Raw genomic sequence first — 21,431 nt, 5'->3', positions numbered from 1 at the left:
CTCATTCATTTTAATTCAGACTCATCCGCACCGGGCGGACTGAATTTCAATCATCAAAAAAGCAATTCACTGATTTTAATCAGCGGCCACCCTTTGCTTTTTTTCCGGTAAATTATCGATTTCTTTCTTGCAAGAAATCGAGGGACGCTTATTACCTAAAATAAAGAGAGAAAGATGAAAAGTTTAAAAATCGCAGCCAGCCGTGCATGTCCGGATTGCTTTACTACCCAGCGTGAACTGGTAGATGTCCGCGCCTCTGATTATATTGACGTTGCCGCCATTGTTCTGGCGGTCACGGATATTGCCAGCGGTATCCTGGACGAAATAGAAGCCACCGGTTTTGGCATTCCTGTTTTTGTCGCGACGCACAAAGAAGAGTTCATCCCGGCAGACTATTTATCGCGCATTCACGGCGTATTTGAGTATTCAGACACCAGCAACGACTTTTATGGACGCCAGCTGGAAGCGGCAGCGCTGAAGTATGAAACCCAGCAGCGCCCGCCGTTTTTCCGCGCGCTTGTCGATTATGTAAAGCAGGGCAACAGCGCGTTTGACTGCCCGGGACATCAGGGTGGTCAGTTCTTCCGCCGTCATCCTGCCGGTAATCAGTTTGTCGATTTCTTTGGTGAGACGCTTTTCCGCTCCGACCTGTGTAACGCCGACGTGGCGATGGGCGATCTGCTGATCCACGAAGGCGCACCGTGCATCGCCCAGCAGCATGCGGCAAAAGTCTTTAATGCTGATAAGACCTACTTCGTGCTGAATGGCACCTCGTCATCCAACAAAGTGGTGCTTAACGCCCTGCTCACCCCGGGCGACCTGGTACTGTTCGACCGTAACAACCACAAATCCAACCATCACGGTGCCCTCCTCCAGGCTGGCGCAACGCCGGTCTATCTGGAAACCGCGCGCAACCCGTACGGCTTTATTGGCGGCATTGACGCCCACTGCTTTGAAGAAAGTTATCTGCGCGAGCTGGTGGCTGAGGTGGCGCCTGGCCGTGCACGCGATGCACGTCCGTTCCGTCTGGCGGTGATCCAGCTGGGTACCTACGATGGCACCATCTATAACGCCCGTCAGGTGGTGGATAAGATTGGACACCTGTGTGATTACATCCTGTTTGACTCCGCCTGGGTGGGTTACGAGCAGTTTATTCCGATGATGGCCGACTGCTCTCCGCTGCTGCTGGAGCTGAACGAAAACGATCCGGGGATCCTGGTCACCCAGTCCGTGCATAAACAGCAGGCCGGCTTCTCGCAGACCTCGCAAATCCATAAGAAAGACAGCCACATAAAAGGGCAACAGCGCTATGTCCCGCATAAGCGCCTGAATAATGCCTTTATGATGCACGCCTCCACCAGCCCGTTTTATCCGCTGTTCGCTGCGCTGGACATCAACGCCCGTATGCACGAAGGCCAGAGCGGCCGCAACATGTGGATGGACTGCGTGGTGAACGGTATCGAAGCGCGCAAGCTGATCCTGGAGAACTGCCGGTATCTGCGCCCCTTCGTGCCGGAAACGGTGGATGGCCGTCCATGGGAAAGCTGGGACACGGCGGAAATTGCGACCGATCTGCGCTTCTTCCACTTCGTACCGGGTGAAAACTGGCACGCTTTTGAAGGCTACGCTGAGCATCAGTATTTTATCGACCCGTGCAAGCTCCTGCTGACCACGCCGGGTATTAACGCCCGCACCGGGGAGTATGACGACTTCGGCGTGCCCGCCACTATCCTCGCCAACTTCCTGCGTGAAAACGGCATCGTGCCGGAAAAATGCGATCTCAACTCGATCCTGTTCCTGCTCACGCCTGCGGAAGATATGGGCAAACTGCAGCAGCTGGTGGCGCAGCTGCTGCGCTTCGAAAAACTGCTCGAGAGCGATGTTCCGCTGAAAGACGTCCTGCCTTCTCTCTACAAACAACATCCGGAACGTTACGCGGATTACACCCTGCGCCAGATCTGCCAGGAAATGCATGACCTGTACGCCCGCCACAACGTGAAACAGCTGCAGAAAGAGATGTTCCGCAAGTCTCACTTCCCACGCGTGATGATGAACCCGCAGGACGCGAACTACGCCTATCTGCGCGGTGAGGTTGAACTGGTCTCCCTGCGCGACGCGGAAGGCCGCATCGCCGCCGAAGGCGCGCTCCCTTATCCGCCAGGGGTGCTGTGCGTTGTCCCAGGGGAAGTCTGGGGCGGTTCCGTGCTGCGCTACTTTGCCGCGCTGGAAGAAGGCATCAATCTGCTGCCGGGCTTCGCGCCGGAGCTGCAGGGTGTGTACGTCGAGGAGTGTGAGGGTCGCAAGCAGGTTCGCTGTAACGTCATCAAACAACCCGCCGCTCAGCCCGCGCTGCTGAAAGGAGAGAAATTATGAGTAAGTCCAATAAGATGGGCGTGGTGCAGCTGACTATCCTCACCATGGTGAACATGATGGGCTCCGGGATTATCATGCTGCCCACCAAACTGGCAGAGGTGGGCACCATCTCTATCATCTCCTGGCTGGTGACGGCAGTCGGTTCAATGGCGCTGGCTTGGGCGTTTGCCAAGTGCGGAATGTTCAGCCGTAAGTCAGGCGGCATGGGCGGCTATGCCGAATACGCTTTTGGCAAGTCGGGCAACTTTATGGCCAACTATACCTACGGGGTGTCGCTGCTGATCGCCAACGTGGCGATTGCCATCTCCGCCGTGGGTTACGGTACGGAGCTGTTTGGCGCGACACTCAGCCCGGTGCAAATTGGGCTGGCGACCATCGGGGTTCTGTGGATCTGTACCGTGGCTAACTTTGGCGGCGCGCGTATCACCGGACAGCTCTCCAGCATCACCGTCTGGGGCGTGATTATCCCGGTTGTTGGCCTGTGCATCATCGGCTGGTTCTGGTTTAGCCCGACGCTCTACGCCAACTCCTGGAACCCGCACCATGTGCCGTTCTTTACCGCGGTCGGCTCTTCTATCGCCATGACGCTCTGGGCCTTCCTGGGTCTGGAATCCGCCTGCGCGAACGCGGAAGTGGTAGAGAATCCGGAGAAGAACGTGCCGATTGCGGTCCTCGGCGGCACGCTGGGCGCGGCGGTGATCTATATCGTCTCGACTAACGTGATTGCCGGGATTGTGCCAAACATGGATCTGGCAAACTCTACGGCGCCGTTCGGTCTGGCCTTCGCGCAGATGTTCACGCCTGAGGTCGGGAAAGTGATCATGGGGCTGATGGTGATGTCCTGCTGCGGTTCACTCCTCGGCTGGCAGTTCACCATCGCACAGGTGTTTAAATCCTCGGCTGATGAAGGTTACTTCCCAAAAATCTTCTCCCGCGTGACCAAAGCGGATGCGCCGGTGCAGGGGATGCTGGCGATTGTCATCTTCCAGAGCGGATTGTCGCTGATGACCATTAGCCCGTCGCTGAACAGCCAGTTCAACGTGCTGGTCAACCTGGCGGTGGTGACGAACATCATTCCGTATATTCTGTCGATGGCAGCGCTGGTGATCATTCAGAAGGTAGCGAAGGTGGATCCACGCAAAGCGCGTGCGGCCAATATCGTGGCGCTGATCGGTGCAATCTACAGCTTCTATGCGCTCTACTCATCCGGCCAGGAAGCGATGCTCTACGGGGCAATGGTGACCTTTATGGGCTGGACGCTGTACGGTCTGGTGTCACCACGGTTTGAATTGAAGAACAAACATAGTTAGGTAAAAGCAAAACGGCAACCCAGGGGTTGCCGTTTTTAGTGTTTTCTCCCTCTCCCTGTGGGAGAGGGCCGGGGTGAGGGCATCAGCCCGCACCCATACCGCACTTACGCGTTTTTCAGCACTTCGCTGACAATCTCTACCGCTTCTTTCTCAATCTGCTGACGGTGCTCAGCGCCGAGGAAGCTTTCGCAATAGATTTTATACGCATCTTCCGTACCGGACGGACGCGCGGCGAACCAGCCGTTCTCAGTCATCACTTTCAGACCACCAATGGATGCGCCGTTGCCCGGTGCCGCCGTCAGACGCGCGGTGATCGGATCGCCTGCCAGGGTGCTTGCGCTGACCATCTCCGGAGAGAGTTTGGACAGGGCCGCTTTCTGGGCTGACGTCGCGCTAGCCTGAATACGGTTATAGCTTGGTGCACCAAAGCGTGCCGCCAGGTCGTTGTAGTGTTCCTGCGGATTCTTACCGGTGACCGCGGTAATTTCCGCCGCCAGCAGGCACATGATGATGCCGTCTTTATCGGTTGACCATGGCGTGCCGTCGAAACGCAGGAAAGATGCGCCTGCGCTCTCTTCACCACCAAAACCGAAGCTGCCGTCGTGCAGACCGTCAACGAACCATTTGAAGCCGACCGGCACTTCCACCAGCTTGCGGCCCAGCGCCTCGACCACGCGGTCGATCATCGCGGAGGAAACCAGCGTTTTACCGACGGCCACCTCTTTGCTCCACTGCGGGCGGTGCTGGAACAGATAGTTAATTGCAACAGCCAGATAGTGGTTCGGGTTCATCAGCCCGGCAGGCGTGACGATACCGTGACGGTCATAATCCGGATCGTTAGCAAACGCCAGATCGAATTTATCACGCAGCGCCAGCAGGCCCGCCATCGCGCACTCGGATGAGCAGTCCATACGGATCGCGCCGTCTTTATCCAGGTGCATAAAGCGGAAGGTCTGATCGACGTGATCGTTCACGATGGTCAGATCCAGCTTGTAGTGCTCGGCGATACGTTTCCAGTATTCGATACCGGAGCCGCCCAGCGGATCCACGCCCAGCTTCAGGCCGGCTTTCTGGATGGCCGCCATATCGACGATATCCGCCAGCCCTTCCACGAACGGCTGAACCAGATCCTGCTCTTTCACGTGACCGGACGCCATGGCAGCATCCAGAGAAATACGCTTCACGCCTTTCAGACCGTCAGCCAGCAGCGCGTTCGCACGATCTTCCACCACTTTGGTGACGTTAGTGTCGGCCGGGCCACCGTTAGGCGGGTTGTATTTGATACCACCGTCTTCCGGCGGATTGTGGGATGGCGTGATAACGATACCGTCCGCCAGCGCGCCACCTTTTTTGTTGTGCACCAGGATGGCGTTAGAGACCGCAGGCGTCGGGGTGAAGCCATTGTTCTCCTGAACAATCACATCGACGCCGTTTGCCGCCAGCACTTCCACAACAGAGATGAACGCCGGTTCAGACAGGGCATGGGTATCTTTCCCCACATAGCACGGACCGGTAACGCCGTTTTTAGCGCGCTCTTCCGCAATGGCCTGAGCAATGGCCAGAATGTGCGGTTCGTTAAAGCTGTGGCGCGCCGCGCTGCCGCGGTGACCAGATGTACCAAACTTCACTGCGTGTTCTGCGTTGCCCACGACCGGTTTCAGCACGTAATACTGCGCGGTCAGCTGAGCGACGTTAATCAAATCGCTTTGTTGTGCAGGTTGGCCTGCACGGCTGTGATTTGCCATTACCGGGTCCTTCTGATGCAAGGGTTAAATTGTACCGCAAACCTTTTCAATCAATTCCGCCGGGAACTGCATGGACTGCATGATGTGTTCAATCATGCTGCACTTGCGGCCCGTATTGGTATTGGTGATCACCCAGTACGGGGTGCCAGGAACATGTTTAGGTTTGGTTTGATTGCCATTTTGCAGCAGCGTCTGCTCGTCGCCCGCGAAGTAGACGCGAGTACGGCCGTGAAGCGACTCGGTCGCTTCAGCAAACGCTTTGTTATCCAGTGAGTAAAGTGTAGACAGCACCAGCATAAAGCGGTTAACCGCCTTTTTCTGCTCCGCGTATTCATCGGAGAGCAGCAGCTCGCGCATCGCGCGCACTTTATCTTTTGCCGGCGTCACGGCAGGTTTTGCTTGTGCAACAACGCTCGGCTGAGACACGACATCTTTGGTGACTGGGGTAGCAGGCTGTGAAGCGGCGGAAATTTTAAGCATGCGCCGTAAAATGTCGGACGCGCTCTCCCCGATATGCCGCGTCTGGCTGGCAATATACTGATAGAGTTCGTCATCAACTTCGATTGTTTTCATCTTAATCCAGTGCGATATCTTATCTGAATACAAGTCATTGGGATTATAAGGTCAAATCCCAACAGCGGATAGCGTCAAACCAGGTTGGCAGCAAAAGTCAGATTAAACTGGAACCTTGCAGCCGGGCGGCAGAATGGTCAACATGATACCCTAACCTGACATACGTAAAAAAAGAACTTTGCCATGAAATTGAATACCCGAGCGCAAACTGCACAATCGCCGAACAATAATTCTCCCATCGTACTGGTTCACGGGCTTTTTGGCAGTCTGGATAACCTGGGCGTGCTGGCGCGCGATCTGGTTACCGACCACGATATTTTACAGGTCGATATGCGCAATCACGGTCTTTCCGGGCGTTCCGACGAGATGACCTACAAGGCGATGGCGCAGGATCTGCTGGATACGCTGGATGCCAACGACCTGCAAAAGGTGACCCTCATCGGGCATTCAATGGGTGGCAAAGCGGTGATGGCCCTGACGGCACTGGCCCCGGACCGTATTAGCGGCCTGGTGGTGATTGACGTCGCGCCCGTGGATTATGACGTCCGCCGTCACGACGAGATTTTTGCCGCCATCAATGCGGTCACAGAAGCGGGTGTCGCGACGCGCCAACAGGCGGCTGCCGTCATGCGTGAGCATCTTGATGAAGAAGGCGTCGTGCAGTTCCTGCTGAAGTCGTTTGTTGACGGCCAATGGCGTTTTAACGTGCCGGTACTCTGGGAGCAGTACAATAACATCGTGGGCTGGGAAACCGTCCCGGCCTGGCCACACCCTACCCTCTTTATTCGCGGTGGAAACTCGCCTTACGTTACCGACGCGTACCGCGACACGCTGCTGGCCCAATTCCCGCAGGCTCGCGCCCACGTGATTGCCGGTGCCGGGCACTGGGTGCATGCGGAAAAACCGGATGCTGTACTGCGCGCCATTCGCCGCTATCTCACTGATACTGCAAATTGATTAAAAAGAAAGCGACTGGAAGGCTGCGGGCTTCCAGTCGTTGGCGTGCCGTTTTTGGTGATGTATGATGGCGCGCTTATCGCCCGGGCATTAGCAGGGCGGCGTGTTTCCCCCGAAGTCTCAGAATCATGGCCAAAGAACAAACGGACCGTACGACACTAGATCTGTTCGCGAATGAGCGTCGCCCGGGACGACCCAAGACGAATCCGCTTTCGCGCGATGAACAGCTGCGTATCAATAAACGCAACCAGCTTAAACGCGATAAAAATCGTGGGCTTAAGCGTGTCGAACTGAAGCTTAACGCCGACGCCGTCGACGCGCTGAACGAGCTGGCTGACGCGCGAAATATCAGCCGCAGCGAGCTCATTGAAGAGATGTTGCTCGTCCAGCTTGAGACGTTACGCAGCCAGGCATAAGTCTGAAAATCCCCTTTCTCACCCTTTTCATGTAGCACAGAGTGCAGTCCTGCGCGATAGCTGTTTCCGCAGGGTTGCCAGTTCTGCTATTATTGCCCTTATCCGTGGCCGAATTGCGCCACCATACTATTAAGTTTCAAGAGGTTATTTTACTCATGGCAATCATCGGCATTTTCTTTGGCAGTGATACCGGCAATACCGAAAATATCGCAAAAAACATTCAAAAACAGCTCGGTAAAGACGTTGCTGATGTGCATGACATCGCCAAGAGCAGCAAAGAAGATCTGGAAGGCTATGACATTCTGCTGCTGGGTATCCCAACCTGGTACTACGGTGAAGCCCAGTGCGACTGGGATGATTTCTTCCCGACGCTGGAAGAAGTGGACTTCAACGGTAAGCTGGTCGCCCTGTTTGGCTGTGGCGATCAGGAAGACTACGCCGAATACTTCTGTGACGCGCTGGGCACCATCCGCGATATCATTGAGCCGAACGGCGCGGTTATCGTAGGCCACTGGCCGACCGCCGGTTACCACTTCGAAGCGTCTAAAGGCCTGGCCGATGACGATCATTTCGTAGGCCTGGCCATCGACGAAGACCGTCAGCCAGAACTGACCGCAGAGCGCGTTGAGAAGTGGGTGAAGCAGATCCGCGAAGAACTGCGCCTGGATGATATTCTGAACGCCTGATTTTATCGCGGCGCAACTGCGGTTGCGCCCATGCTCCAGGTCAAACCGATTAAATTAATCGCTACAATCTTTTAACTTTTTCGCCCAGACCTGTACAATGTCTCCCTGATAAAACGTGGTTTTCCATTGAGCAAGTTTGTTGGTGATACCACGTTTTTATAAGCATATTTTGCCTGAGACTTGCAGTTTTCATTTAGCCATGGCAGTTCTATAATGAGACGCATTATCCCGGGTGCATTTTCTGTCACTTCCTACAGAAGTGAATCGTTTAGCAACAGGACAGATTCCGCATGACTGACAACAATACCGCATTAAAGAAGGCTGGCCTGAAAGTTACGCTTCCTCGGTTAAAAATCCTTGAAGTGCTTCAGGGTCCAGACAATCACCATGTCAGTGCGGAAGACCTTTATAAACGTCTTATCGACATGGGTGAAGAGATTGGGCTGGCTACCGTCTATCGCGTGCTGAACCAGTTTGATGACGCGGGCATTGTTACCCGTCATAATTTCGAAGGCGGTAAATCCGTTTTCGAACTGACCCAGCAGCAGCACCACGATCACCTGATCTGCCTCGATTGCGGCAAGGTCATTGAATTCAGCGATGATTCCATCGAAGCGCGCCAGCGTGAAATCGCGGCGCGTCATGGCATCCGCCTGACGAACCACAGCCTGTACCTTTACGGTCACTGCGCTGAAGGCGATTGCCGCGAAGACGATCACGCGCACGACGCGAAATAATAAGATTCATACTCTGAGCCAGCCGCAAGGTTGGCTTTTTTTTTGCCTGGAAAAAGCCCGGTGGCACTGCGCTTACCGGGCCTACGGGCTATGACACCTTTGTAGGCCCGGTAAGCGCAGCGCCACCGGGCGTAAAGCACTTATTTATTGTTATTGCGTATCTCGTTCCAGATCTTATCGCAACGCTTCGCCACTTCCTGATCGTTACCGGTTTTACGCGCCTGGATGCAGGCCTGATAATCCATCACGCGGACGTTTTCCTGCGTCGCGAACTGCTCATGCGCTTTCTCTTTCTTCAGCACGTTCAGCACGCTCTGACAGGCTTGAATTTTCTCCGGCGATCCTTCCGCAGTATTTATGCAGGCGCTATACGCCTCCTTCAGACGGGAGTCCTCTTTCGGCGCCTGATTCTGAGCACACGCCACCAGCCCTGATGCCAGCAACGCGACGATTACAATTTTTTTCATCATGTGCAGTCTCCATGCCGGCGGGACTCAGCCCGCCGGTGCGTTCATCAGAAGATGGTGAATGGGGCAATAACCATGAATTTCACGTCACGCTCATCCTGGAAGATGTTGCCGTAACCGCCCGCATAGCTCGGGATATCGGAGTGGTTGTCATACTGGGTGAAGTGCAGTTTGAACATCGTGCCTTTCGCACGGCCATCCTGCAGGGTGTAGATAGCATCTAAGCTGTAGGAAGACTCTTTCAGGCGATAGTTGGGATCGTAGTATGCGTCCGGCGTGGCCATATCGGCAGGTTTTGCGTCCCAGGCGTAAGCGTAAGAAGCGCCCACCGCCCAGCCAGGCAGGTTCCAGTTTTTCAGGTCATACATTGCGCCGAAGAAGACCGCTTTCTCGCCGTCGGCGTTGAAGTCTGAGCGGTTATCCCACCAGATATCAAGACGACCGTTGGAGGAGGCGTAGGTCGGGGTCATACGCTGCAGGAAGTAGCCCTGCTGCCCTTCCGCCTTCACCCATGTGCCTTCCAGACGCAAATCAACCTGACCGACCTTGTAGCCGAAGGTTAACGCCTGTAGCCACGCGGTGCCGTCATAAATGTCGTTGACGCCACCGTTGCTGACTTTATCGCGCGTACCGTAGAACTGGTAGCTGGTGCTCAGCGCGCTACCCGCGACATCGAATTTATAGCTGGCCTTAGCAAAGTACTGATCGACATAGCCCTGTGCCTGACCGAATGCCGCTTCCAGCACCAGATCGTTTTTGAAGTCGTACTTCGCGCCCAACGAGTGCAGGTAATCGACTTTGGTTTTTTTATCGTTCTGGTAGAACTTGTCCATCTCGATGTGCCACGGTGCTTTGTACTCGTTGGTCCACATATAGGAGAAGCTCAACGCACCCGCATCACCGTAGTCAAAGTTCGCCCCGGCTTCGGCACCCTGATAGGTACCCGGCATAAAGCTCCAGTGCGGTGCTAACAGAGTCTGGCCAGTTGGCTGAATATAACCACCGCGCGCCCAGACCGGACCGTATTTAAATTTTGCAGCAGCTTTGTAAAGGCTGATGCCGCTCTTATCCCCGGACCAGTCTTCTTTATAGGCTTTGTTGCTGGAGGAGAAGGCAATTTCGTTCGGGTGGGCGCTGTCGCCGTTTTCCGCCATTTCAATCGCGGTAAACGCAGCAATATCCAGACCGAACATATCCGCGGCATAGCCTGACTGGAAGTCCAGGTTGGCGTTCCAGGTCGAGTGAGAAAGGTTGGTTTTGTATTTGTCTTCGGTGACGTCTTTACGGTCACGTTCACGCTGCCAGTAATAAATACCGCCCGTGAGGGTAGAATCATCGATGAAGCCCGCCGCTTTCGCCTCTGGTGTCACCACCAGACCCGACATTGCTGTCACACCGGCAATAGCCAGCGCCAGCGCACCACGTTTGCCACTGAACGTACGCATAGATTATTCCTCTTTGACGAATTAAAACGCCTGAAGCGGCGTAAATAAAAAAGACCAAATGGTCAGGGGTAGCTTTAAATACCCTCGAATTAACTACCGTCTTTAGGTTATTTTTCGCGACGCGAATTATCAATGCTTTTTAGCGGACAAAAGTCAGGACTATGACGAAGTGCACATAATTGGTAGCGCTTTGTAACATTTGTGAGGAGGCGAGGAATGGCGGCGAATTATCAGGTATTTCAGTAGCTAGACGTGAGAATTCTTTCCTTTTTTATAACCTTTTTAATTTCCGCAGTGATACAAACTTTTTTTTGAAAAATAAGTAGCACCTCATTGACCTGATATTTTTATGACGCCTTTTTAGGCCCTGTCTTAATACCCTGATCGTTAAATAAAAAAACGCCGCATAGTGCGGCGTTTGTCTCTCATTGACCAGACCAGCAATATTATTCGCCGATCTTCGTCCAGGTATCACGCAGGCCTACGGTACGGTTAAATACCGGTTTTTCCGCCGTGCTGTAACGGCTGTCCAGGCAGAAGTAACCTTCACGTTCGAACTGGAACGCTTTGCCCGCTTCAGCGGCTTTCAGAGAAGGCTCCGCATAACCCTGCTTGATTACCAGAGATTCCGGGTTGATGGTCGCCAGGAAATCTTCCGCTGCACCTGGGTTAGGCACGCTGAACAGACGATCGTACAGACGGATTTCTACCGGCAGCGCGTGGGAAGCGCTCACCCAGTGAATCACGCCTTTCACCTTGCGGCCATCCGCCGGATCTTTGCTCAGCGTTTCAGCGTCATAAGAACAGAAGATGGTGGTGATATTCCCTTCCGCATCTTTCTCTACGCGCTCGGCTTTGATGACGTAGGCATTACGCAGACGCACTTCTTTACCCAGCACCAGACGCTTGTACTGCTTGTTGGCTTCTTCGCGGAAGTCAGCGCGGTCAATCCAGATGTCACCGCTGAACGGTACGTCACGGCTACCCATTTCCGGTTTGTTCGGATGGTTAGGCATGGAGACCAGCTCGCTTTCACCCTGCGGATAGTTTTCGATAACCAGCTTCACCGGGTCGATAACGGCCATCGCGCGCGGGGCGTTTTCGTTGAGATCTTCGCGAATGCAGGATTCAAGGGAGGCCATCTCGATGGTGTTGTCCTGCTTGGTCACGCCGATGCGCTTGCAGAACTCACGAATAGAGGCTGCAGTGTAACCACGACGGCGCAGACCAGAGATGGTCGGCATACGCGGGTCATCCCAGCCTTCAACGTGCTTGTCGGTCACCAGCAGGTTCAGCTTACGCTTGGACATCACGGTGTATTCCAGATTCAGACGAGAGAACTCGTACTGGCGCGGATGCACAGGAATGGTGATGTTATCCAGAACCCAGTCGTACAGACGACGGTTGTCCTGGAACTCCAGCGTACACAGGGAGTGCGTAATGCCTTCCAGCGCATCGCTGATGCAGTGGGTAAAGTCGTACATCGGGTAGATGCACCACTTGTTGCCGGTCTGATGGTGTTCCGCGAACTTGATGCGGTACAGCACCGGATCGCGCATCACGATGAACGGAGACGCCATGTCGATTTTGGCACGCAGGCACGCTTTGCCTTCTTCGAAGCCACCGGCACGCATTTTTTCAAACAGCGCAAGGTTCTCTTCCACGCTGCGATCGCGGAACGGGCTGTTTTTGCCCGGGGCGGTCAGCGTACCGCGATATTCACGGATTTCATCAGCAGACAGTTCGTCAACGTACGCCAGACCCTTGTTGATCAGTTCAACCGCGTAGGCGTACAGCTGATCGAAATAGTCAGAGGAGTAGCAGATATCGCCAGACCAGTTGAAGCCCAGCCATTGCACGTCATTCTTGATGGACTCAACGTATTCGATGTCTTCTTTTACTGGGTTGGTGTCATCGAAACGCAGGTTGCACTGTCCCTGGTAGTCTTGTGCAATGCCAAAGTTCAGGCAGATGGACTTCGCATGCCCGATATGCAGGTAGCCGTTCGGCTCCGGCGGGAAGCGGGTATGAACTGTGGTGTGCTTACCACTGGCCAGATCTTCATCGATGATCTGACGAATAAAGTTACTCGGGCGGGCTTCTGCCTCACTCATCGTGGATTCCTCAAAGCGTAAACAACGTATAACGGCATATGATCTTATAAGCCGGACGTAGTGACAACCCTTAAAACGTCTCTGAAGAAAATAATGGGGGCTTTTGCTGCAAAAAAAAGCGGCGGAGGATATCCCCCGCCGCTTAAGGCATGACTCTACTCAGGAGCGATTACTTGCCTTTAATCTCATACAGCGGTGTTTGACCCGCAACAACCTGACCTTTCGCCTGAATGACCAGGCCACTGAAGTCATCGATGTTGCTGCAAACGACCGGGCTTATCATTGAGCGCGCGTTGGCGTTCAGGAAGTCCAGATCCATTTCCAGAATCGGCTGCCCGGCCACCACTTCAGCGCCCTCTTCCACCAGGCGAGTAAAGCCCTGACCGTTCAGCGCAACGGTATCGATACCCATATGGACAACGATCTCCGCGCCATTTTCGGTTTCGAGGCAGAACGCGTGGTTGGTGTTGAAGATTTTCACAATGGTACCGGCCGCCGGAGACACAACGGTTTTGTCCGTTGGTTTCACCGCCACACCGTCACCAACCGCTTTGCTGGCGAAGGCTTCGTCAGGCACCTGCTCAATCGCAACGACTTCACCGGTTACCGGCGAAACCAGCGCGGCTACCGTTTTGGCGTTCGGTACCGCCTGCGGTTTTGCGGCCGCTGGCGCGGCGGCAGGTGCGGCAGAAGCGTCTGCTGCGGCTACCGGACCAGTGGTTTTCATGGCGTTAGCAATTTTCTCTGCCACGAAGCCAACGATAATCTGCACGCTGGTTTTGTTCAGGCGGATAACGCCGGAAGCACCCAGACGTTTAGCCAGCGCTTCGTTCACCAGGGAAGAGTCTTTGACGTTCAGACGCAGACGAGTGATACAGGCGTCGATACCGGTCAGGTTGTCAGAACCGCCGACAGCGGCGATGTACTGACGCGCCAGGCCTGAAACGTCCTGATCCTCAGCACCGCTCACGTTCACATCCTGACCATCCGCTTCGCTACCGGCCACGGCCAGTTCACGACCCGGGGTCATCAGGTTGAATTTGGTGATAGTGAAACGGAACACCATGTAGTAGATCGCGAAGAACACCAGACCTTGCGGGATCAGCATCCACCAGTGGGTCGCCAGCGGGTTACGGGACGACAGCACCATATCCACCAGACCGGCGCTGAAGCCGAAACCGGCAATCCAGTGCATGCTGGCAGCGATGAACACGGAGATACCGGTCAGCACGGCGTGGATCACATACAGAACCGGCGCCACGAACATGAAGGAGAACTCCAGCGGCTCGGTGATACCAGTGAAGAAGGCCGCGAACGCCCCCGCCATCATGATACCCAGCACTTTCGCTTTGTTCTCTGGACGCGCGCAGTGGTAGATAGCCAGCGCAGCACCCGGCAGACCAAACATCATGATCGGGAAGAAGCCCGCCTGGTAACGACCGGTGATACCGACAACCGCTTTACCTGCTTCGATGGACTGTGCGCCACCCAGGAAGTTAGGGATATCATTAATACCGGCAACGTCGAACCAGAATACGGAGTTCAGCGCGTGGTGCAGACCGACCGGGATAAGCAGACGGTTGAAGAACGCGTACACGCCCGCGCCGACAGAACCCAGTTTCTGGATGTGCTCACCGAAGTTCACCAGACCGTCGAAGATCATCGGCCAGACGTACATCATGATGAACGCGACAACGATCATCACAAACGAGGTCAGGATAGGAACCAGGCGGCGACCGCTAAAGAAGGAGAGCGCTTTTGGCAGCTCTACGCTGCTGAAGCGGTTATACAGTTCGGCGGAGATGATACCCACAAGGATACCGACAAACTGGTTGCTGATCTTACCGAATGCCGCCGGAACCTGGTCCGCCGGAATTTTTTGGATCATGGCCACCGCTGCAGGCGAGCAGAGGGTGGTTAACACGAGGAAACCGACAAAACCGGTCAGCGCAGCGGCACCGTCTTTGTCTTTGGACATACCGTAAGCCACACCAATCGCGAACAACACGGACATGTTGTCGATAATGGCGGAACCTGACTTGATAAAGAACGCCGCCAGCGCGCTGGTATTACCCCAGCCGTTGGGGTCGATCCAGTAGCCGACACCCATCAGGATGGCTGCGGCAGGCAGCGTGGCGACCGGCACCATAAGCGCGCGGCCAACCTTTTGTAAATAACCTAGAATACTCACTTTCTTCCCCCTATGAGACCCCGTTTAAGGCATGTTCTCAGCTCTGTTTTTTATTGTGTCACGAACTATAGATACAGTTGATGCTTCACTGGCATTGTGAGTGTGTGAAAAATTAATTCGTATCGCAAATTAAACGCGTACTTTTTGTGATTTTTGTCACCAAATATCGTTATTCACCCTCCCTTACACTGGCTAACAGCGAAAACTTATTTTATCATTCAAAAAATCAAGACGGATTGATCCGGCCTGAAAGTTTCCAGGTTACGCTTAAGTATCAGGTTCCGATAGCCATCCGCCCACTCTTCTACTTTAACTCTTGAGGTGAACAATGAGACTGATTCCCCTGGCAACTGCTGAACAAGTCGGTAAATGGGCCGCTCGCCATATCGTTAACCGTATTAACGCCTTTAAACCGACCGCCGATCGTCCTTTCGTTCTTGGACTTCCGACAGGCGGCACGCCGCTAACCGCCTATAAGGCGCTGGTTGAGATGCATAAAGCAGGCCAGGTTAGCTTTAAACATGTTGTGACCTTCAATATGGATGAATACGTTGGCTTACCGAAAGACCACCCGGAAAGCTACCATAGCTTTATGCACCGCAATTTCTTTGATCACGTTGATATTCCATCTGAAAATATTAACCTGCTGAATGGAAACGCGCCTGATATTGACGCAGAATGCCGTCAGTATGAAGAAAAAATCCGTTCTTACGGTAAGATCCACCTGTTCATGGGTGGTGTAGGTAATGATGGTCATATCGCGTTTAACGAACCGGCGTCATCTCTGGCTTCCCGCACCCGTATTAAAACGCTGACCCATGACACGCGCGTGGCAAACTCCCGCTTCTTTGACGGCGATGTTAACCAGGTTCCAAAATACGCCCTGACCGTAGGCGTAGGCACCCTGCTGGATGCCGAAGAAGTGATGATTCTGGTGCTGGGCGGCGTGAAAGCGCAAGCGCTCCAGGCTGCCGTTGAAGGCAACGTTAACCATATGTGGACCATCAGCTGCCTGCAGCTGCATCCTAAATCCGTCATCGTCTGCGACGAACCGTCCACGATGGAGCTGAAGGTAAAAACGCTGAAATACTTCAACGAGTTAGAAGCTGAGAACATCAAAGGTCTGTAATTGAATAACCGCCTCTTCATCAAGAGGCGGCCGCTTTTTTTAACCGGGGGTCGTTATGTACGCTTTAACCCACGGTCGGATTTATACCGGCCATGAAATTCTGGATGACCATGCGATTGTTATCGCTGATGGCCTGATTGAACGTGTTTGCCCGCTGGCAGAACTGCCGCCGGAGATTGAACAGCGCTCACTCAATGGAGCAGTAATCTCCCCCGGTTTCATCGACGTACAGCTCAACGGCTGCGGCGGTGTGCAATTCAATGACACCGCGGATGCGGTGACGGTCGAAACGCTGGAGATCATGCAGAAAGCCAACGAGAAATCGGGCTGCACCAGCTATTTGCCAACGCTCATCACCAGCAGTGATGATCTCATGAAGCAGGGTATCCGCGTGATGCGCGAATACCTGGCCAAACACCCTAACCAGGCGCTGGGTCTGCACCTTGAAGGGCCATGGCTGAATATGGTCAAGAAAGGAACGCATAACCCGAATTACGTGCGTAAACCTGATGCGGAGCTGGTTGACTACATGTGTGCGAACGCCGATGTGATCGCCAAAGTGACGCTGGCGCCTGAAATGACGGGTACGGATGTCATCAGCAAACTGGCTGGTGCCGGGATTATCGTTTCAGCTGGCCACTCAAACGCGACGCTGAAAGAAGCGAAAGCCGGTTTCCGCGCGGGCATTACTTTCGCAACGCACCTTTACAACGCAATGCCGTATATCACAGGCCGTGAACCGGGTCTGGTCGGGGCGATTCTGGATGAGCCAGACGTTTACTGCGGCATTATTGCTGACGGCTTACATGTCGATTACACCAACATCCGCAACGCTAAGCGGCTGAAAGGTGACAAGCTTTGTCTGGTGACGGATGCCACCGCACCGGCAGGTGCAAATATTGAGCAGTTCATTTTTGCCGGTAAAACAATATACTACCGCAATGGACTGTGTGTGGATGAAAACGGTACGCTGAGCGGTTCCTCTTTAACCATGATTGAAGGGGTGCGTAACCTGGTTGAACATTGCGGGATTGCGCTTGATGAAGTCCTGCGTATGGCCACCCTTTATCCGGCGCGCGCAATGGGCGTGGATAAACAGCTCGGCGAAATTGCACCAGGTATGGTTGCAAACCTGACGGCATTCACACACGATTATAAAATTATTAAGACCATCGTTAATGGTAACGAGGTCGTCACTGAGTAAGTAAAAGTATGACACCTGGCGGACAAGCTCAAATCGGTAATGTCGATCTCGTTAAACAACTTAACAGTGCGGCGGTATACCGCCTGATTGACCAGCACGGACCAATCTCGCGAATTCAGATAGCCGAACAGAGCCAGCTTGCTCCCGCCAGCGTGACAAAAATTACCCGCCAGCTCATTGAGCGCGGTCTGATCAAAGAAGTCGATCAGCAGGCCTCTACCGGGGGCCGCCGCGCCATCTCCATTATTACCGAAACCCGCAATTTTCAGGCCATTGGCGTCCGTCTGGGCCGCCATGACACCACGCTCACGCTGTACGATCTGAGCAGTAAAGCCATTGCGGAAGAGCACTACCCTCTTCCGGAGCGCACCCAGGAGACGCTGGAGCATGCGCTGCTGAATACCATTGCGCAGTTTATTGAAAGCTGTCAGCGCAAGATCCGTGAACTCATTGCCATCTCCGTGATTCTGCCCGGACTGGTCGACCCGGAAAGCGGCGTGATCCGCTATATGCCGCACATTCAGGTTGAAAACTGGGGGCTGGTCGACGCGCTGGAAAAGCGTTTTAAGGTGACCTGCTTTGTGGGCCACGACATTCGCTCTCTGGCGCTGGCAGAGCACTACTTTGGTGCGAGCCAGGACTGTGAAGACTCTATTCTGGTGCGCGTTCACCGCGGAACGGGCGCCGGTATTATCTCTAACGGCCGTATTTTTATTGGTCGCAACGGTAACGTCGGCGAGATCGGCCACATCCAGGTTGAACCCCTCGGGGAGCGCTGCCACTGCGGCAACTTCGGCTGCCTTGAAACGATTGCCGCCAACACGGCCATTGAGCAGCGCGTTCGCCATCTCCTTGAACAGGGTTACCAAAGCCGCGTCACGCTGGACGATTGCAAGATAGGCACCATCTGCAAAGCCGCCAATAAAGGCGACGCGCTGGCCTGTGAAGTGATCGAGCAGGTAGGCCGCCATCTGGGGAAAACCATCGCCATCGCCATTAACCTGTTTAACCCCCAGAAAGTGGTGATCGCCGGTGAAATTGTGGAGGCGGAAAAGGTGCTGCTCCCCGCCATTGAAGGCTGTATTAACACCCAGGCGCTGAAAGCATTCCGCCAGAACCTCCCGGTGGTTCGTTCAAAGCTTGACCATCGCTCGGCGATTGGCGCGTTCGCGCTGGTCAAACGCGCCATGCTCAACGGAATTCTGCTGCAGCATTTGCTGGAAAGTTGATCGGACCTTATAGTAACGCCTTCTTTTTTTGATGTCGGACTGTCCATGACCATTAAGAATGTAATTTGTGATATCGACGGCGTGCTGATGCACGACAACGTTGCCGTGCCGGGTGCTGCGGAGTTTCTTCACCGCATCATCGACAAAGGAATGCCTCTGGTTCTGCTCACGAACTACCCTTCCCAAACCGGTCAGGACCTGGCTAACCGCTTTGCCACAGCGGGCGTCGACGTTCCGGACAGCGTGTTTTATACCTCGGCAATGGCCACGGCAGATTTTCTGAAGCGTCAGGAAGGGAAAAAAGCCTACGTGGTGGGTGAAGGTGCGCTGATACACGAGTTGTACAAAGCTGGCTTTACCATCACTGACGTGAACCCGGACTTCGTGATTGTCGGCGAAACGCGCTCCTTTAACTGGGAGATGATGCATAAGGCAGCATACTTTGTCGCCAGCGGCGCGCGCTTTATCGCGACCAACCCGGATACGCACGGCCGTGGTTTTTATCCGGCCTGCGGCGCGCTGTGCGCCGGTATCGAAAAAATCTCAGGTCGTCAGCCGTTTGTAGTCGGTAAACCGAGCCCGTGGATCATTCGTGCCGCGCTCAACAAGATGCAGGCCCACTCTGAAGAAACCGTTATTGTCGGCGACAACCTGCGCACCGATATTCTGGCCGGATTCCAGGCGGGTCTGGAGACGATTCTGGTCCTCTCCGGCGTCTCTCAACTTGATGACATTGATTCGATGCCGTTCCGGCCAAGCTGGATTTACCCCTCCGTCGATGAAATCGACATCATCTGATACCGAACCACGCCTCAGGGCGTGGTTTTTCATTTATGGCCTACAAAAATAAAGTCTCATCTAACAAAAAGCACGTTTCATTGCATAATCATCAATAAAAGAATTTCTGGCGTGCTCTTTTTTCACTATTCCGCAATCACTGTTGCACTATTTCCGTTTTCACCCGTAAAACGCTTGCGCGCCCTGCCCCTTTGCGGCATTTTCATAAGCAAGCAACATTACAAAGCAACAGGGTTAACGGAGAAGGTTATGTGTTCAATTTTTGGCGTACTGGATATTAAAACTGACGCGGGCGAACTGCGTAAAAAGGCACTCGAACTGTCCCGCCTGATGCGCCATCGCGGACCAGACTGGTCAGGCGTTTACGCCAGTGATAAAGCGATTCTGGCTCACGAACGTCTGTCCATTGTTGACGTCAACGCCGGTGCACAGCCGCTGTATAACGAGAAAAAAACGCACGCGCTGGCTGTCAACGGTGAAATCTACAACCACCAGGCGCTGCGCGCCGAATACGGCGACCGCTACGCTTTCCAGACCGGTTCTGACTGTGAAGTGATCCTGGCGCTGTATCAGGAGAAAGGGCCCGAGTTCCTGGACGACCTGCAGGGCATGTTCGCCTTCGCCCTGTACGACAGCGAAAAAGACGCTTACCTGATTGGCCGTGACCACATCGGCATTATCCCGCTGTACATGGGCCACGATGAGCACGGCAACTTCTACGTTGCCTCTGAAATGAAAGCTCTGGTGCCGGTATGCCGCACCATTAAAGAGTTCCCGGCGGGCAGCTATCTGTGGAGCAAAGACGGCGAGATCCGCTCCTATTACCAGCGTGACTGGTTCGACTATGATGCGGTAAAAGACAACGTCACGGACAAAGCCGAGCTGCGTCAGGCCCTGGAAGATTCCGTCAAAAGCCACCTGATGTCCGACGTGCCCTACGGCGTGCTGCTCTCCGGCGGTCTGGACTCCTCCGTGATCTCCGCGATCACCAAGAAATTCGCCGCGCGTCGCGTGGAAGATCAGGAGCGCTCAGAAGCCTGGTGGCCACAGCTGCACTCTTTTGCCGTTGGCCTGGAAGGGGCTCCTGACCTGAAAGCCGCGCAGGAAGTGGCGAACCACCTCGGCACCGTGCACCATGAGATTCACTTCACCGTGCAGGAAGGTCTGGATGCGATCCGCGATGTGATCTATCACATTGAAACCTATGACGTGACTACCATCCGCGCCTCAACGCCGATGTACCTGATGTCGCGCAAGATCAAAGCGATGGGCATCAAGATGGTGCTCTCCGGTGAAGGTTCTGACGAAGTGTTTGGCGGCTACCTGTACTTCCACAAAGCGCCGAACGCCAAAGAGCTGCACGAAGAGACCGTGCGTAAGCTGCAGGCGCTGCACATGTTCGACTGTGCGCGTGCCAACAAAGCGATGTCGGCCTGGGGCGTGGAAGCGCGCGTGCCGTTCCTGGATAAGAAATTCCTCGACGTGGCGATGCGCATCAACCCGCAGGACAAGATGTGCGGCAACGGCAAAATGGAAAAACATATCCTGCGTGAGTGTTTTGAATCCTACCTGCCGGCGAGCGTGGCATGGCGTCAGAAAGAGCAGTTCTCTGATGGCGTAGGTTATAGCTGGATCGACACCCTGAAAGAGGTCGCGGCGAAACAGGTTTCTGACCAACAGCTGGAAACCGCGAGCTTCCGCTTCCCGTACAACACGCCGGGCTCGAAAGAAGCCTATCTGTATCGTGAAATTTTTGAAGAGCTGTTCCCGGTACCGAGTGCCGCGGAGTGCGTACCGGGTGGCCCGTCCGTCGCCTGCTCTTCTGCCAAAGCGATTGAATGGGATGAATCTTTCAAATCCATGAACGATCCGTCAGGACGCGCGGTAGGCGTTCACCAGTCAGCCTACAAATAATCACTCAGATCGCAATCAGGCCCCTCAGGGGCCTGATTTTTTTGCCTCACATTTCACCGTCTAAATCTGATTAATAACCAATAATTGCCGAATATTCGGCCACGCTGTTCGCAACCTAACCAAACAGTCACATTCCGGCTATT

At 54.3% G+C, this 21,431-nt stretch carries 17 protein-coding genes; 11 read left to right on the top strand and 6 right to left on the bottom strand.

Annotation, left to right across the window (positions count from 1 at the left end):
- Nucleotides 1-174 precede the first annotated feature (174 nt).
- A complete protein-coding gene (speF, locus tag UR289_RS01985; protein ID WP_320709085.1) occupies nucleotides 175-2,373 on the top strand; it encodes an ornithine decarboxylase SpeF in 2,199 nt (732 codons plus the stop codon).
- On the top strand, nucleotides 2,370-3,683 hold the full coding sequence (gene potE / locus UR289_RS01980; protein WP_014831099.1) for a putrescine-ornithine antiporter: 1,314 nt from the start codon (nucleotides 2,370-2,372) through the stop codon (nucleotides 3,681-3,683). Before speF ends, potE begins: the two co-directional genes overlap by 4 nt.
- 104 nt (nucleotides 3,684-3,787) lie before the next feature.
- On the opposite strand, the gene pgm is transcribed toward potE, so the two are convergent.
- Together pgm and seqA are read right to left on the bottom strand one after the other, a co-directional pair.
- Entirely contained in the window at nucleotides 3,788-5,428 is a 1,641-nt protein-coding gene (gene pgm, locus UR289_RS01975; protein WP_320709084.1) for a phosphoglucomutase (alpha-D-glucose-1,6-bisphosphate-dependent), read from the bottom strand.
- A gap of 24 nt (nucleotides 5,429-5,452) precedes the next feature.
- The gene (gene seqA, locus UR289_RS01970) at nucleotides 5,453-6,001 is read right to left on the bottom strand and encodes a replication initiation negative regulator SeqA (protein ID WP_008501070.1); all 549 of its coding nucleotides are present in this window, start codon (nucleotides 5,999-6,001) and stop codon (nucleotides 5,453-5,455) included.
- A gap of 183 nt (nucleotides 6,002-6,184) precedes the next feature.
- Between seqA and ybfF the strand changes: the two genes are divergently transcribed.
- From ybfF to fur, 4 genes are all read left to right on the top strand, one after another.
- The gene (gene ybfF, locus UR289_RS01965; protein WP_320709083.1) at nucleotides 6,185-6,958 is read left to right on the top strand and encodes an esterase; all 774 of its coding nucleotides are present in this window, start codon (nucleotides 6,185-6,187) and stop codon (nucleotides 6,956-6,958) included.
- Between the two features lie 128 nt (nucleotides 6,959-7,086).
- Nucleotides 7,087-7,374, top strand: coding sequence for a LexA regulated protein (gene ybfE, locus UR289_RS01960; RefSeq protein WP_028019455.1), 288 nt, complete (start codon nucleotides 7,087-7,089; stop codon nucleotides 7,372-7,374).
- A gap of 155 nt (nucleotides 7,375-7,529) precedes the next feature.
- Entirely contained in the window at nucleotides 7,530-8,060 is a 531-nt protein-coding gene (fldA, locus tag UR289_RS01955) for a flavodoxin FldA (protein ID WP_250670105.1), read from the top strand.
- Nucleotides 8,061-8,350: 290 nt separating this feature from the next.
- Nucleotides 8,351-8,797 carry a ferric iron uptake transcriptional regulator gene (gene fur / locus UR289_RS01950; RefSeq protein WP_014169146.1) on the top strand — a complete coding sequence of 149 codons (447 nt, stop codon included), beginning with the start codon at nucleotides 8,351-8,353 and terminating at the stop codon, nucleotides 8,795-8,797.
- Between the two features lie 140 nt (nucleotides 8,798-8,937).
- On the opposite strand, the gene chiQ is transcribed toward fur, so the two are convergent.
- The 4 genes from chiQ to nagE form a co-directional block, all read right to left on the bottom strand.
- Nucleotides 8,938-9,264 carry a ChiQ/YbfN family lipoprotein gene (gene chiQ, locus UR289_RS01945; protein ID WP_032668313.1) on the bottom strand — a complete coding sequence of 109 codons (327 nt, stop codon included), beginning with the start codon at nucleotides 9,262-9,264 and terminating at the stop codon, nucleotides 8,938-8,940.
- 47 nt (nucleotides 9,265-9,311) lie between these two features.
- Nucleotides 9,312-10,709, bottom strand: coding sequence for a chitoporin ChiP (chiP, locus tag UR289_RS01940; RefSeq protein WP_320709082.1), 1,398 nt, complete (start codon nucleotides 10,707-10,709; stop codon nucleotides 9,312-9,314).
- 446 nt (nucleotides 10,710-11,155) lie between these two features.
- Nucleotides 11,156-12,823, bottom strand: coding sequence for a glutamine--tRNA ligase (gene glnS / locus UR289_RS01935; protein ID WP_029740147.1), 1,668 nt, complete (start codon nucleotides 12,821-12,823; stop codon nucleotides 11,156-11,158).
- Nucleotides 12,824-12,992: 169 nt separating this feature from the next.
- A complete protein-coding gene (gene nagE / locus UR289_RS01930; protein WP_072210859.1) occupies nucleotides 12,993-15,014 on the bottom strand; it encodes an N-acetylglucosamine-specific PTS transporter subunit IIBC in 2,022 nt (673 codons plus the stop codon).
- A 328-nt stretch (nucleotides 15,015-15,342) separates the two neighbouring features.
- On the opposite strand from nagE, the gene nagB reads away from it, so the two are divergent.
- The 5 genes from nagB to asnB all read left to right on the top strand — a co-directional run bounded on the left by nagB (nucleotide 15,343) and on the right by asnB (nucleotide 21,288).
- On the top strand, nucleotides 15,343-16,143 hold the full coding sequence (gene nagB, locus UR289_RS01925) for a glucosamine-6-phosphate deaminase (protein ID WP_023310765.1): 801 nt from the start codon (nucleotides 15,343-15,345) through the stop codon (nucleotides 16,141-16,143).
- Between the two features lie 55 nt (nucleotides 16,144-16,198).
- Complete coding sequence (gene nagA / locus UR289_RS01920; RefSeq protein WP_193138915.1) at nucleotides 16,199-17,347, top strand: N-acetylglucosamine-6-phosphate deacetylase; 1,149 nt, start codon at nucleotides 16,199-16,201, stop codon at nucleotides 17,345-17,347.
- An 8-nt stretch (nucleotides 17,348-17,355) separates the two neighbouring features.
- Nucleotides 17,356-18,576: a DNA-binding transcriptional regulator NagC gene (gene nagC / locus UR289_RS01915; protein ID WP_021242995.1), complete on the top strand. Its 1,221-nt coding sequence runs from the start codon at nucleotides 17,356-17,358 to the stop codon at nucleotides 18,574-18,576.
- A 45-nt stretch (nucleotides 18,577-18,621) separates the two neighbouring features.
- Nucleotides 18,622-19,374: a ribonucleotide monophosphatase NagD gene (gene nagD / locus UR289_RS01910; protein WP_023310763.1), complete on the top strand. Its 753-nt coding sequence runs from the start codon at nucleotides 18,622-18,624 to the stop codon at nucleotides 19,372-19,374.
- A 249-nt stretch (nucleotides 19,375-19,623) separates the two neighbouring features.
- Nucleotides 19,624-21,288 (top strand): asparagine synthase B, encoded by a 1,665-nt coding sequence (asnB, locus tag UR289_RS01905; RefSeq protein ID WP_023310762.1) that lies wholly within the window; start codon nucleotides 19,624-19,626, stop codon nucleotides 21,286-21,288.
- Nucleotides 21,289-21,431: the final 143 nt, after the last annotated feature.

The organism is Enterobacter sp. 302C9, from assembly GCF_034106085.1.
Taxonomy (GTDB): Bacteria; Pseudomonadota; Gammaproteobacteria; order Enterobacterales; family Enterobacteriaceae; genus Enterobacter; species Enterobacter asburiae_B.
Note: the sequence above shows the minus strand (reverse complement) of the source record. Positions and strands in the feature narration are given on the sequence as shown.

Coding starts and splice junctions, on each gene's coding strand:
- nagB (WP_023310765.1), top strand. CDS start 15,343: ATGAGACTGATTCCCCTGGCAACTGCTGAACAAGTCGGTAAATGGGCC.
- speF (WP_320709085.1), top strand. CDS start 175: ATGAAAAGTTTAAAAATCGCAGCCAGCCGTGCATGTCCGGATTGCTTT.
- chiQ (WP_032668313.1), bottom strand. CDS start 9,264: ATGAAAAAAATTGTAATCGTCGCGTTGCTGGCATCAGGGCTGGTGGCG.
- fldA (WP_250670105.1), top strand. CDS start 7,530: ATGGCAATCATCGGCATTTTCTTTGGCAGTGATACCGGCAATACCGAA.
- pgm (WP_320709084.1), bottom strand. CDS start 5,428: ATGGCAAATCACAGCCGTGCAGGCCAACCTGCACAACAAAGCGATTTG.
- potE (WP_014831099.1), top strand. CDS start 2,370: ATGAGTAAGTCCAATAAGATGGGCGTGGTGCAGCTGACTATCCTCACC.
- seqA (WP_008501070.1), bottom strand. CDS start 6,001: ATGAAAACAATCGAAGTTGATGACGAACTCTATCAGTATATTGCCAGC.
- chiP (WP_320709082.1), bottom strand. CDS start 10,709: ATGCGTACGTTCAGTGGCAAACGTGGTGCGCTGGCGCTGGCTATTGCC.
- nagC (WP_021242995.1), top strand. CDS start 17,356: ATGACACCTGGCGGACAAGCTCAAATCGGTAATGTCGATCTCGTTAAA.
- asnB (WP_023310762.1), top strand. CDS start 19,624: ATGTGTTCAATTTTTGGCGTACTGGATATTAAAACTGACGCGGGCGAA.
- ybfF (WP_320709083.1), top strand. CDS start 6,185: ATGAAATTGAATACCCGAGCGCAAACTGCACAATCGCCGAACAATAAT.
- ybfE (WP_028019455.1), top strand. CDS start 7,087: ATGGCCAAAGAACAAACGGACCGTACGACACTAGATCTGTTCGCGAAT.
- glnS (WP_029740147.1), bottom strand. CDS start 12,823: ATGAGTGAGGCAGAAGCCCGCCCGAGTAACTTTATTCGTCAGATCATC.
- nagA (WP_193138915.1), top strand. CDS start 16,199: ATGTACGCTTTAACCCACGGTCGGATTTATACCGGCCATGAAATTCTG.
- nagD (WP_023310763.1), top strand. CDS start 18,622: ATGACCATTAAGAATGTAATTTGTGATATCGACGGCGTGCTGATGCAC.
- fur (WP_014169146.1), top strand. CDS start 8,351: ATGACTGACAACAATACCGCATTAAAGAAGGCTGGCCTGAAAGTTACG.